Source organism: Streptomyces sp. NPDC023838 (assembly GCF_040639555.1).
Classification (GTDB): Bacteria; Actinomycetota; Actinomycetes; order Streptomycetales; family Streptomycetaceae; genus Streptomyces.
Genome location: NZ_JBFAAD010000027.1, coordinates 1 through 12,349 on the forward strand (window position 1 = coordinate 1; position 12,349 = coordinate 12,349).

The 12,349-nt window shown below is 68.6% G+C and carries 10 protein-coding genes and 2 pseudogenes; 7 read left to right on the forward strand and 5 right to left on the reverse strand.

Annotated elements, in window-relative coordinates:
• The first annotated feature begins 106 nt into the window (after nucleotides 1-106).
• Nucleotides 107-286, forward strand: coding sequence for a hypothetical protein (locus AB0G17_RS27220; protein ID WP_361388185.1), 180 nt, complete (start codon nucleotides 107-109; stop codon nucleotides 284-286).
• A gap of 73 nt (nucleotides 287-359) precedes the next feature.
• Nucleotides 360-1,386: pseudogene (locus tag AB0G17_RS27225) on the forward strand (IS5 family transposase).
• Between the two features lie 126 nt (nucleotides 1,387-1,512).
• Here AB0G17_RS27225 and AB0G17_RS27230 read toward each other — a convergent pair.
• Nucleotides 1,513-1,959 (reverse strand): DUF1772 domain-containing protein, encoded by a 447-nt coding sequence (locus AB0G17_RS27230; protein WP_361388188.1) that lies wholly within the window; start codon nucleotides 1,957-1,959, stop codon nucleotides 1,513-1,515.
• A gap of 91 nt (nucleotides 1,960-2,050) precedes the next feature.
• Between AB0G17_RS27230 and AB0G17_RS27235 the strand changes: the two genes are divergently transcribed.
• On the forward strand, nucleotides 2,051-2,629 hold the full coding sequence (locus AB0G17_RS27235; protein ID WP_361388191.1) for a TetR/AcrR family transcriptional regulator: 579 nt from the start codon (nucleotides 2,051-2,053) through the stop codon (nucleotides 2,627-2,629).
• Nucleotides 2,630-3,481: 852 nt separating this feature from the next.
• Here the strand turns inward: AB0G17_RS27235 and AB0G17_RS27240 are convergent.
• Together AB0G17_RS27240 and AB0G17_RS27245 are read right to left on the reverse strand one after the other, a co-directional pair.
• Entirely contained in the window at nucleotides 3,482-4,369 is an 888-nt protein-coding gene (locus tag AB0G17_RS27240) for a barstar family protein (protein ID WP_361388194.1), read from the reverse strand.
• A gap of 487 nt (nucleotides 4,370-4,856) precedes the next feature.
• Nucleotides 4,857-5,339, reverse strand: coding sequence for a hypothetical protein (locus AB0G17_RS27245; RefSeq protein WP_361388197.1), 483 nt, complete (start codon nucleotides 5,337-5,339; stop codon nucleotides 4,857-4,859).
• Nucleotides 5,340-6,501: 1,162 nt separating this feature from the next.
• Between AB0G17_RS27245 and AB0G17_RS27250 the strand changes: the two genes are divergently transcribed.
• Nucleotides 6,502-7,365, forward strand: a complete 864-nt coding sequence (locus AB0G17_RS27250; protein ID WP_361388200.1) for an SAM-dependent methyltransferase — start codon at nucleotides 6,502-6,504, stop codon at nucleotides 7,363-7,365.
• A gap of 339 nt (nucleotides 7,366-7,704) precedes the next feature.
• The gene (locus tag AB0G17_RS27255) at nucleotides 7,705-8,661 is read left to right on the forward strand and encodes an ankyrin repeat domain-containing protein (protein ID WP_361388203.1); all 957 of its coding nucleotides are present in this window, start codon (nucleotides 7,705-7,707) and stop codon (nucleotides 8,659-8,661) included.
• 192 nt (nucleotides 8,662-8,853) lie between these two features.
• Here the strand turns inward: AB0G17_RS27255 and AB0G17_RS27260 are convergent, their stop codons facing one another.
• Nucleotides 8,854-9,468, reverse strand: a complete 615-nt coding sequence (locus AB0G17_RS27260) for a hypothetical protein (RefSeq protein ID WP_361388206.1) — start codon at nucleotides 9,466-9,468, stop codon at nucleotides 8,854-8,856.
• A gap of 149 nt (nucleotides 9,469-9,617) precedes the next feature.
• Here AB0G17_RS27260 and AB0G17_RS27265 point away from each other — a divergent pair, with 149 nt between their 5' ends.
• Both AB0G17_RS27265 and AB0G17_RS27270 read left to right on the forward strand, forming a co-directional pair.
• Nucleotides 9,618-10,400, forward strand: a complete 783-nt coding sequence (locus AB0G17_RS27265; RefSeq protein ID WP_361388209.1) for a class I SAM-dependent methyltransferase — start codon at nucleotides 9,618-9,620, stop codon at nucleotides 10,398-10,400.
• Nucleotides 10,401-10,639: 239 nt separating this feature from the next.
• Nucleotides 10,640-11,230, forward strand: a complete 591-nt coding sequence (locus AB0G17_RS27270; protein WP_361388212.1) for an isochorismatase family protein — start codon at nucleotides 10,640-10,642, stop codon at nucleotides 11,228-11,230.
• 214 nt (nucleotides 11,231-11,444) lie between these two features.
• On the opposite strand, the pseudogene AB0G17_RS27275 reads toward AB0G17_RS27270, so the two are convergent.
• Nucleotides 11,445-12,139 (reverse strand): annotated as a pseudogene (locus AB0G17_RS27275) (IS5 family transposase); the annotation flags it as partial.
• Nucleotides 12,140-12,349: the final 210 nt, after the last annotated feature.

Sequence of the window (12,349 nt, forward strand, 5' to 3'; positions counted from 1 at the left end):
GTACGAGGGCTCTCGCCCGGCGCGCCGAGAGCACGCACCAGACGCCGCCGGACCGCCCTTCGGGCGACGACGGGAATTTGACGACAGGCCCTAGCCCGCGCTCCTCTTGGCTGATGGTGCGGTAGTTGAGTCGGCGATTCCGAGTCTGCTCCCCCTGAGCCCCAAGTGGGACGACTCGCAGAGCAATCTCGAGAGGGCCATGCAGTTCCTCGCCCATCTGCCCCTGGACATCGGCGTGGTCGCGGTGTTCTTCTGCCAGAACGATCCCGGGATGTGCGACGACTAGGGCGCGTATCGGGTCGTGATCAATGAGCGGGTTCTCCCCTCGCGCTGATCTCCGATCCGGTAGATCGGCTTGCGTGACGCGTGCGCAGCTGACCGATGTGGAGTGGGAGTTCATCGAGCCGTACCTGCCGATCGGCGAATATGGCCCGTACCCCGAGCGGTTGCGCCAGCAGTTCGAGGGCGTGGTCTGGCGGTTCAGGACCGGCGGGCAGTGGCGGGAGATGCCGCAGGAATTCGGTGCCTGGTCGACGGTGTCCAATCGTTTCCGGCGGTGGCGTGACGCCGGCGTGTTCGAGGCCCTGCTGGAGGGCCTGATCGAGGAGGCCGCGAAGCGGGGTGAGGTGGATCTGTCGCTGGTCAGTATCGACTCCACCACCGTGCGGGCCCATCACGATGCCGCCGGGATGCACACGAGTCAGGACGTGCTCGCCGCTTTGGAGGCTGCCGCCGAAGAGGAGGAGGCCAGGTCAAAGGGGGCGGTCCCGAGGGACGAAGCGGGCAGGACGGTGGTGCCGATCCCGAGCGGGACGAGCGGCGACGCGTCCGGCGCCGGCGCAGGGTCCGGCTGAAGGCCGCCCTGCTGGGGCGCTCACGCGGCGGGCAGACGTCAAAGGTCCATCTCGCCGCCGACCGCAAGTGCCGGCCGTTGGCGCTCGTCTTGACCGCGGCCAGGCGGCCGACAGCCCACAGTTCATCCCGGTGCTGGGGAAGATCCGGGTCCGCGGCCCAGTGGGGCGGCCTCACACCAGGCCGGACGCGGTCGCCGGGGACAAGGCGTACTCGTCCCGCGGCAACCGCGCCCACCTGCGCAGGCGCGGCATCAAGGCCGTCATCCCGGAGAAACGGGACCAGGCCGCCAACCGGAAGAGGCAGGGCCGCAAAGGGGGACGCCCCGTCGACCACGACGCCGAGCTCTACAAGGAGAGGAACACCGTCGAGCGCCTGATCAACAAGCTCAAGGCGTGGCGGGGCATCGCGACCCGCTACGACAAGACCCCGGACAGCTACCTCGCCGGGCTTCACCTGCGTGCCTCGGTGATCTGGCTCAAAGACCTCACCCGAACCAGAGCCGAGAGCCGCGCAGGTCATCGAGGGACGTAGCTTGCCGGGATCGCAGTTGCGGGCTCTCAGCGGCAGCTGCATTCCCGGATGTTCGGGATTTCAGTGGCCCGTTGCCGCTCAGGGAGTGGGGATGGTGCGCCACCAGCGCGGTGTCGGCCCGCGGGCTCAGGCGAGGGCGGCGACCAGCAGGGCGAAGGCGGCGATGATGACGGCGACGCGGACGTAGTGGAAGCGGTCCCAGCGGTTCTTCTGCTCGTTCCAGTCCTCGGGCCGGTTCTCGGGGGTCCACGTCTTGCCCCGGTTGTTGATCGGGACGAGCAGCAGGATCGACATGATCACGCTGAGGATCAGCAGCGCGCCAGCGGTGACGACGAGGCCGGTGCCGTGGTGGCGCCATCCGGCGGTGGCCCAGACCGCGACGAGGACAAGCGAGGTGATGTACCAGACCGGCATCACGGCGCCGAGCATCCGGCCCCCGTGGGCGCGGCCGAGCAGGCCGCTGTCCTCCGGGAGGGTGTTGAGGATCGGGTTCATGACGAAGGCGACGGAGAACTCCACCCCCACCATCACGCCGACGACCACGGTGGTGAACACCTCGAGTGCGTTGAGCATGATGCCCCCTCCTGGAATCTAGCGTCGCTAGATGACGAGGCAACGCTAACATTGCTGCCGCTCGATTGTCTAGCGGTGCTAGGATCTCATCATGTCGGTACAAGAACGCAAGGAACGCGAACGGGCGGACCGCGAACGCCTCATCGTGGCGACGGCTCGCGAACTCGCCGAGCAGCAGGGCTGGGACGCGGTCACCACCCGCCGGCTGGCCGAGCGCATCGAGTACAGCCAGCCCGTCCTCTACAGCCACTTCCGCGGCAAGCGCGAGATCATCGGCGCCGTCGCCCTCGAAGGCGCCGCCGAGATGGCCGCGTTGCTGCGGGCCGCGGCCCGTGCTGCGGACGGCCCGCGCGCCCGGGTCACCGCCCTCGCCCACGCCTACCTCGACTTTGCCGCACGCAACCCGGCGGTCTACGACGCGATGTTCAAGCTCGACGGCGGTCTGGCGTTCGCGGACGAGGACACCCCGGAACCTCTGAAGGATGCCTTCGCCGCGCTGCTGGAGAGCCTGGGCGAGGTCGCCGGGGACCGCGTCCACCCGGGGCTGTTCACCGAGGTGTTCTGGGCGGCCCTGCACGGGCTGACGACCCTGACCCGGGCGGGACGGCTGCCGCCGGAGGAGGCCGAGCGGAGGACCGAGCTGCTGGTGGACCGGCTCGCCATGGTCTGACGCACCGTCCCGGCGGGCACGCAGCCGGGGTCCTCGGGCTCGGCTGCCTGCCTGCGGCATCGCCTCCGGTCACTCGCGCCCACACGCCGTAGCCACAGATCGCCGGGCCCCGCACCCCCGACGGGGCACCCGCCCCGGAAGCTGCGGCGCTCGTTGATCACGACCTCCCGGGCAATACACCTAGGTCGCTACTGCCGGCGCCAACCGCGCCTGTCTGTTCTCCGGTGAGCTCACCCTGGCCACTGCCCCGGCTGACGGCGAGACGCTCCTGGGCGCCGTGACCGCTCTTTGCCTCCATCCCGCTGACAATCCCACGAAGGAGCCGGTCCCCGGACGGCTGGGCGGCGAGCCTGACTGGATTCAGGGTGACGACACTCCCGACTGTCCCCCTGTGCGCCACCCGCATGATGTTCACGGGCGAGCTGGAGGAGGGTCGCGACTTCACTACCTCCGCGAACTTCGGCGACGGGGGCCGCGGTTACCTCTTCCACTGCCAGCCCTGCAGCGGGGCCGCGTTCCTCTGGCAGCGCTGAACGCCGTCCCAAAGGTTCATGCCGCGCGCGTAGTTCAGAGAAGCCTGCATCTGCCCAATGCTGCACGCCAACCTCAAGATGCTGGGGCCACTCGACGAACTCGAGTAGGACCTCCTCGCCCGCCGGGACAGAGCTGAGCGGGAGGGGTGGGCAGGTGAGGTTGAAGGACTCAGCCTCAGGCTCGCCCTCCTCCGCTCCAAGCGCGACGAGTCTCAGCGCGCGGCCCGCCGTCCTGCCGTCGACCTCGGCATACCCGATCGCCGCCGGCCGCAGGAGTCAGCATGACCTTCCCCAGTCGATGCTGGGGAGCGACCAGCTGTCACCGAAGGACGACGCTTACGCTCCGTTGCTCGAAGATTTCCAGGAGCAGGTCGAACAGCGACACCTCGCCATCGCCTGTGGGCACACGCTCTGCCAGCCGTGCCCTGGCTTCGGCCGAGGAATCCCACTGCAAGGTGAATGGGGTATTGGCGCCCCAGCCGCCGCTCAGGCAATCGTCCAGGGCGTCAAGGTTCCAGCCGAAGTATCCGCCAGGCCCGTTGATGGCTTCGCCGATCGCGCAGTAGAAGCTGTCTCTGTCGACGGTGCGTCGACCGTCCAAGGTGAACACCTGGCCTGCCGGAGCGTCGTGCCTTCCCTGGCGTCCGTACTCCCGGGACCACAGCGCCACCGACAGCCACGCGTGCTTGTCCTTGGGGTCAAGTTCGTGCCACATGCCGGTGCGGTTCAGCTGACCCGTGCGGATCAGATCCCACACTCGCTCCGCCCCGGCCAGGGCGTTCTCGCACCACAGCGTCATCGTGAGGTCGACGAGGCCAGCTCCGCGGGCGGAGGGCTTGACGTCGATGACGGTGACCTCGCCCACGAAGTAGGGCCCCATGGTGGCTCCGTCGGCGGCGAGGAGCTCGAACCAGGCGTTACCCGCCTTGGCACGACGACGACGACGGCCGACGAGGTCAAGGCTGTTCAGTAGGCCACCCTGCGGGAGGCAGCCCGCCAGGTGCACTCGGGGGGCTCCATCTTCATCCGGCAGCGGCGTGAAAAACCCCTCGGCCTCCTGAGCAAAGCCCCAGAAGTCGGCGTCGTCCTCGTCCGAGGGCAGCGCGTACTTCTGCCCCTCGCCACCCCGCCCTGATGTTCGCATCGCACTCCCCATGAGAGCGCCGATCGTACCGGCCCCGCGACCAGCCGAGCTGTCGCCGACCATCCGCGCCTTCCCCGTCCGCTCCATCTCGGAGGCCCTTTGACGAGTCACATTCCCCTCTTCACCCGTGAGAGTGGAGTGCAGAGCAGCACGGGCAACTGCGGCCTGCCCCGCTCTGCGCGAGCAGCCCCACCCCGACACCGGCTCCGTGGTCGGCCTCACGACCGCCCACCTCAACCACACCCCGAAGACGTGCGAGATGCTGGTACAGCGAGATGTTCCAAAGTCCGGAATGCCCGCTACCTGCGCCGCTGTCGTCCGGCTCCGTGTCGAGGGCTGCAACATCAGGGACGAGGACGTGCCCCACCTCTCCCCATTCAGGGAGCGGCACATCAACATCCTGGGCCGCTACCTGTTCAACGTCGCCGCCAGCGGCCCGGGCCTGGCTTGCGCCTCTTCCTCAACCTCTGTGCCGCCGAAGACGGCGAGGACGAGGATGGCTGAGGGACCAGGCCCCGGCCAGAGTTGTGGCTGGGACCTGGGGGGCGGCTCAATCGCCCTGGTTGTTTGCTTGCTTGGGTAGGCAGAACATCAGGGCCCACATCAGGGCGAGGAGGCTGCCGACCCACCACAGCACGGTGATGAACGCGTCGCGGTTGAGCGCGGCGTCGGGTGAGCCGCCGGTGGTGGCGAAGAACACCAGGGCGGTCAGCGCGGTGCCGAGGGCGAGGCCCAGGTGCATGGCGGTATTGAACAGGCCCGAGGCGGAACCGGCGTCCTCGTGCGGGACGCGGGCGAGCGACATGTCGGCGAGCGGGCCGCCGACCATGCCGAGGCCGAAGCCGATCAGTATTACCGGAGCGGTCATCGCCACGAGAGTCAGGTCTGCCTGCCCCCGGTCGGCCTGGAGTCCGTGGGTGGCCATCGCAGCGGACGCGACGAGGGCTCCGGCCTGGAGCAACCGGCGTGCGAAGCGTCCGGCGCTCTTCGCCGCGATCGTCGCGCCGGCCAGCTCTCCGAGGGAGAGCAGCACGAAGGCCAGGGCTGCGTGGAAGGGGGCTCATGCCCAGGCCGCGCTGGAGGTAGAGGGTCCAGGTCATGAAGAACAGCCCGCACAGAAGGCCGTGCATCAGCTGCGCGGCCATGCCGCCGGCGAACTGCCTGCCCCGGAAGAGGGACAGGGGCACGAGGGATGAGTTGTCCTGCTTGCGCTGCTGGTGGCGCAGGAAGACGCCCAGCGCAAGAAGACCGGCGGCGAGCATGGCGAAGCACCACAGCGGCCAGTGATGAAGGTGCCCCTCGGTGAGCGGGAAGACGATCAAGACGGTGGCCAGTGCGGACAGCAGCATGCCGGTGAGGTCGAGCCGGTTGGCCTTCTGGACGGTCGACTCGGGGATGAACCGGCGTCCCAGGAGGAGCACGGCGAGGCCGATGGGCACGTTGACCAGGAAGATTGGCCGCCAGGACAGCCCCAACAGGTCGGCCTCGGTGAGCAGGCCGCCCATGACCGGGCCCGGGGACGTTGGCGAGGGAGAGGACGGCCCCGTACAGACCGAACGCTTTGCTGCGGTTCTTCCCCTCGAAGGTGACATGGAGGGTGGCCAGAACCTGCGGGATCATCAGGGCCACCTGTGTAGTGCCGAGGCCATCGGTCCCGAGGCCCGGGCATGAGCAAGGCCGGCCTCCGCTCGAAGCCGCGACGTGCTCCTGGCGCTGCTGCGCCGACTGCTCTTGCCGCGGAACCAGCTGCTGGCACACCCGCCGTGCCCCCCTGATCAGTCACGTGGGAGTGCTGCGCGCTGCCCCGGGCTGTGCGCCCTCGGTCGCTGCGGGTGTCTGGTGCGGCGGGGAGCGGGTTTCTGTCTTACCGGTCCGGTACGCGGCCAAGTTGCCCTCCACCGCGGGGCGTCAGGTCCGATCCCTTGGAAGTCGGGCTACCCGAAGTGCTGTCGTGTCCAGCGCCCAAGCTGGTGTCTGCGTCTGCGGCGGCAAAGAGTCTGTGAATACGGTGGAGTTCGTCATCACAGGGACTCGAACCAGTGATAATCGCGACGGCCTGTGAGTTCCCCGCCCCTTGCGGAGGTTCCGACTGATAAGCGCCCGGGGCACTGATGTGCCCGTACTCCTCCGCCGCCCCGGGGCCGGAAGCCAGAACTCCGCCCACCATCCCCACCCCCTCACTCAGGAGAATCTCGATGATCGACGGTTTGAAGGTCCCCGAAGGCGTCGGGCAGACGGCGCTGGTCGTCGCCTGGATGCGACAGATGGAGAGTCAGAGACCCGACGCTCTGTTCCAAGACCCATTCGCTGACAAGCTGTTGAACGCGATCGCCGAGGACCAGTCCTTCACCGAGGTGTCTGAAATGGTCACCCGAGCGAGCAGCAGCACGCGCGAATACCCTGCGTACTTCGCGGTGCGCACCCGGTTCTTCGACGACGAGCTGCTCAGCGCGATGCGCGCCGGGGTCCGCCAAGTCGTCACTCTGGCTGCTGGAGTGGATGGACGGACCATCCGGTTGGACTGCCCGCCCGGAACGCAGTGGTATGAGCTCGACCTGCCGGACATGACGGCCTTCAAAGACGCGCTGATCGCCCGCTCGGGACTGGCCACCACCTGCGAACGCCGCGGAGTCGCCACGGACTTGACCGCCAACTGGCCCGACGCGCTGCGCGAAGCGGGCTTCGACTCCGACCAGCCGACCGCCTGGCTGGTGGAGGGCCTGCTGATGTACCTCTCCGACGAAGCGGGGGATGCCCTGCTCTTGGAGCTGTCCGCGCTGTCTGCGCCGGGCAGTCGGATCATGCTGGAACAGCTGGAGGCGGCGATGCTGGGCGAGGAGGGCAAACCCTCCCGTGAACGGCTCGCGTCGCAGGGTGCCCGCTGGCTGTCCGCCCGGGACGACCTGCAGTCGTGGCTGGCAGGCCATGGTTGGCTTGCTGAGGTCTACAGCGGAGCCGACCCCCGCATCGGGCACGGGCGCACTGTCTCCCGTCTGCCCGCCTGTTGGGTGGCGACCGGCACGCTGACAGAGCGTGCGGATACCGCCCCGGCCGGCTGAAGGCACCTGGGCGAAGGTCTCGATGCGCACTCCGAGCGGCATGACCCGCGTTCACGCGTTTCCACGAGGGGAAGTGGGGGCGAGCGGCGCTGTACCAGGGCCGACGTTCACGAGCGGCGACGAGATATCGGCTCTTCTCGCGGCGCACTTCGACCAGGGGCGCCCTCTGGGCCAACTGCTGTCCTGAGCCGCCTGGCACGCTCGCGGCGCGCTTGATCGGCATGCGAGGTGACCTGGTCCAGGATGCCGCGCAGGGCCTCGGATGCAGGGGGGTGCGGGGTGGTGTCGGACCCGTGTGGGAGTGTGGGGGTGGAGTCGTTGGGGTGGGGGAGGGGCGCGATGGCGGCGCAAGATGGTTGGACGGGGATGGACTGGGACTGGACGGATCACGGTGACATCCGGGAGCGTCTGGAGCGGGGTGCTGATCCGGAGGCGTGGAGCGGGGGCCGGCCCCTGCACCGGGCAGCGGTGCTCGGCTCGGCGCAGGTAGTCGCGGAGCTGGCCGGGCGGGTCGCGGACGTGGACGCGCTGGAGATGGGGGTGACGGCGCTGTGGGAGGCCGTCGTGTCCAGGAAGCCGGACAACGCGCTGGCTCTCGTTGCTGCCGGGGCTGATCCGTGGCGGGAGTTGATCGGCGGCTGGTCGGCTGGGCGGTTGAGTCTGGCCGGGCCGACGCCGCACCTGTTCGCGCTGCCGGCAGGTGAACGCGACCTGACCGACGCAGAGCGCACCACGGCTGCGGAGGGTGCGCGGCTCGTGGACGCACTCGGCAGGTTTCACTACGAAGGCACGGGGCTGGCCTGTGTGGCCGGGATCGACGCGGCCGAAGCGGTGAGCCGTCTGCAGGCCACACCAGCCGATCACGGCCTGGTCGAGGAAGTGCTGGACGACCCGTACGCACACGAGATGGACGACATCCTGCAGATCATCGGTGTGACGTCCGTGCCGGGCGGCTGCGTGGTGACCCAGCCCTGGGGATACGCGCCGAGCATGCCCGGCGTGCTGACCCGGCTGTCCGTCGGCACCCGCTGCTACGGCCTGTACGCCAACGCCAAGAGCGGAGACCAGGGCAGCATCGCCCGCGACGGCACCATCGACGGCTGGGACCTGAGCCCCGGCTGCGGACCCCACGAGAGCGACACCGCCGAGGAAGTCCTGGCCGCTTACCTCTACCAGTACCACGCGGTGGCCTACGCCTGCGCCTTCGCAGGCCTGCGTCTCACCGACGCGCGCGCGGTCACCGGGCCCTGCGATCGGTGGGTCCGGCTGCCCCGCCGCGACTACTGGGTTCAGTGACACGGGCGATGCCGAGGGTGCGAGTTCCGGCGCCCGGCGGCTCGGCGAGGTTGGGTGTTGCGCGGCCAGGTCGGCGCAGGGGCGCGGGACGAGGGCGTGGGATGAGGGCGCGGGTGTCGGCGTACTCCGCGGTGAGTGCTCCACCAAGTACGGAGACATGTACACCAGTAGGGAGGCTGTGAGCCAGTCACGTCATCCCGCGGGCATGGCGGTGGCAGGGCGGTGGACGTCCAGGATGACTGCGGTGCCGGCCACGGTTCGGTCCTCGTGCATGGTGATCTGCTGGCCGGGCTGGACGTGCGTCCAGTGGGCGGGAGTGAGAGGCACGAGGCGAACCGTGGCTCGCCCGCCGGGCTCCAGCATGGGCATGTTCTCCACCCAGAGGAAGGCGATGCTGACCGGACGTCCACCGGTGGGCGAGAGGTGTCCGATGTCCCACATGGCTCGCAGAACACCGGCTCCGGAGACTGGCGTTGTGCGTCGCGCCCCGGCGGCAGGGCGGAGCGTCAGATCCGCCCGGATCACGCCGTTGCGGATCTCGGAGCACCGCCAACGGCACCAGGCGGCGCTCCGCTCAAGCCGGAGCTGCGCGGCCGCTTCGGCGAGCTTCTCCCAAAACGTCAGCGGGAACTTGCGACCGTCCCCGAGCTCCTCCAGCAGGCCCAGGGCGATCTCCCACTCGTCGTGGACGAGGTAGTCCCAGATGTCTCGCACCGTGATGTCGTTCTCAGTGGCGGTCTCTTCCGGCACCAGCAGGGACACTGATTCGAGCAGCTCAGGGACGTCCATGCGCTCATTCTCGATCATACGAACTATCAGACTCCTCTCCCATCGCCAGCCGGTCTCGTGACCTGGCCGGTGGCGTAGCCGGTGCTCAAGAAGGGCATCCGCTGGGGCGGCCGAAGTCTGCCTGAACTGCCCGCACGCCCCGGCGACTACGCACTACGGTGGGATACATGTCCGAGCCCTCCGTGCGGGATTTCTACGACGATTTGGCCCACGACTACCACCTGATGTTCCGGGACTGGGACGCAAGCATGGCCTACCAGGCCGAGGTATTGGGCGGCCTCGTCCGCCAATCTCTCGGCGCGGGACCACACACCGTCCTGGACTGCTCGTGCGGGATCGGCACCCAGGCCATCGGGCTGGCCCGGGCTGGGCACCAAGTCGTCGGCAGCGACCTGAGCCCGGTCGCCGCCGCGCGCGCCGCCGCCGAGGCGGCGGCCCGGGGCAGCCGGCTTCCGGCCGCTGCGGCTGACATGCGCCAACTGCCCTTCAGGGAGACGTCATTCGACGTCGTCCTCTGCGCGGACAACTCGCTCACGCACCTACTCTCCGGGCAAGATCTCCGGACGGCACTCCTCGGCATGAGACGGGTACTCCGAGACGACGGACTGCTGGTGATCACCGTCCGGTCCTATAACGAGACGCGCCAGACCAGACCCACGTCGACACCTCCCCAGGTCTCGCAAACACGCGACGGCCAAGCGATCACCTTCCAGCTGTGGCACTGGCACGAAGACGGCGAACGCTACGACCTGGAGCACTTCCAGCTCATCCCTGCAAAGAACACCTGGCAGGTCCGAGTCCGCCGGACCACCCACTGGGCGCTGACGCCCCCGCAGCTGACAGAGTTCGTGACTGAAGCCGGCTTCACCAAAATCGCCTGGCACAGCCCGGCCTCCAGCGGGTACTACCAGCCCGTGCTCACCGCACAGCGCGCTCCCTCAGCGCAGTAGCCCAGATATCGGCTCCGCCCTGCCTAACCTTCCGTTCATCCATGGCAAACCGGTGAACGCCGACAGCGTGGTAACGGCCCCGAGAGCGGCCCAGAGCATCGTCATCTTCGATCGCGCGAATCGTTCCTGCGGTGAATGTCCGTAATCCATGCGGGTGAGGACGGCCCGCCGGGCCTTCCGAAGGATGCGGGGACCCCGTAGAACGCAGGGGTCGTGTCGTCGTGCCGAAGGGTGTGGTCATGAGCCGAGGCTTGATCGTCGTGGATGTGCAGAACGACTTCTGCGAGGGGGGCAGCGTTCCCGTTGCGGGCGGGGCGCGGATCGCGACGGCGGTCGCGGAGCTCGTCGAGCGGAGCGCAGGGGGTGACTACCAGTACGTCGTTGCGACCCGGGATCACCACATCGACCCGGGAGGCCACTTCTCCGAGACTCCCGACTTCAAGGACAGCTTCCCGGTGCACTGCGTGGCAGGAGATGAGGGCGGCGAGTTCCACCCTCACTTCGCACCGGTCGTGGACGCTGGCAAGGTCGACGCGGTCTTCTTCAAAGGCGCGCACAGTGCTTCCAAGAGCGGCTTCGAAGGGGCGGACGAGCAGGGCACCTCCCTGGCCGACTGGCTGCGCGAGCGCGGCGTGGAGGATGTCGACGTGGTGGGCATCGCTACCGACCACTGCGTCCGGGCGACCGCGCTGGACGCGGTGAAGGCCGGCTTCCGTGCCCGCGTGCTCCTGGACTACTGCGTCGGTGTCGCCCCCGCCACCACGGCCTCGACCCTGAAGGACTTCCAGCAGGCCGACGTCGCCGTATCCGGTACCGTCGCAGCGCAATAGTCACCCCGGGCAAGCCCAGGCGAAGGTCTTCCCCGGCGGCTGCAGACACGCGACCGCTTGGATACGGATCTGGCTGTGCTCTGGCCGGCGAGGCGTTCATGACCATGGGGGTGTTGACTCTCCCGCAGCCCCGTGGAACCGGCGAAGTAGCGGGATCGTCCACCGGCTGCGCTAACTGAGCGTTTGGTCCGGTGATTCATGTTTGGTCCCGGGTTCAGGTTCCGCGCCAGTTCAGGGTGGCTTCGCTGGTGAGTCTGCGTGCCATGAGGTCGATCATCACGAGGTGGATCATCGCTTCGGGCGGTGCGGATTGCGTTCGTAGTCGCGGGCGAGGCGTCGATGGTGCATGAGCCAGCCGATGCTGCACTCGATGGTCCACCGTCTCGGGATAATCGCGAATCCGCAGGCGCCGGGCGGGCGGTGGACGGGGTGGACGTCGATGCCGAGGCGGGCGCCGTGGTCGATGGCGGTGGTGCGGTAGCCGGCGTCCACCCAGGCCTTGGTGACGCAGGGATGGGCGGCGGCGATGCGGGAGAACAGGGTCACGCCGGCTGCGGTGTTGGAGACGTTGGCGACGGTGACCAGCACGGTCAGCAGCAAGCCGAGGGTGTCGCAGCCGAGGTGGCGCTTGTGGCCGATGATCCGTTTCCCGGCATCGGTCCCTTGCTCGGCGCGGGGCACATTGGCGGAGGTGTTGATGGTCTGGGAGTCCAGCACGCAGGCCGACGGCTCCGCGCCTCGACTCTCGGCTTCGCGGACCAGGCGCCGCAGCAGCAGGCCGGTGAGCTGCTCGAGGACGCCGTCCTGCTGCCACTTGGCGAAGTACCCGTACACCGTGGCCCAAGGCGGGAAGTCGTGCGGCAGATAGCGCCAGGGGACGCCGGTGCGGTCCACGTACAGGACGGCGTTGGCCGGTGGCGCCGCCTGAGGCCTTGCATGAAGTGTCGAGAAGCTCTGCACACCTCGCACATCCCAGCCGGCTGGGCGTGCCTACATTCACTGGTGTTGCACACGGCGCCACGGCGCCGTGCTCACCCGGTGGACCTGATCCTTACGGAAAGAACCCCGTATGCGCACTCCTACCGCCACCCGTCTCACTGCCACGGCCGCCGCCCTGCT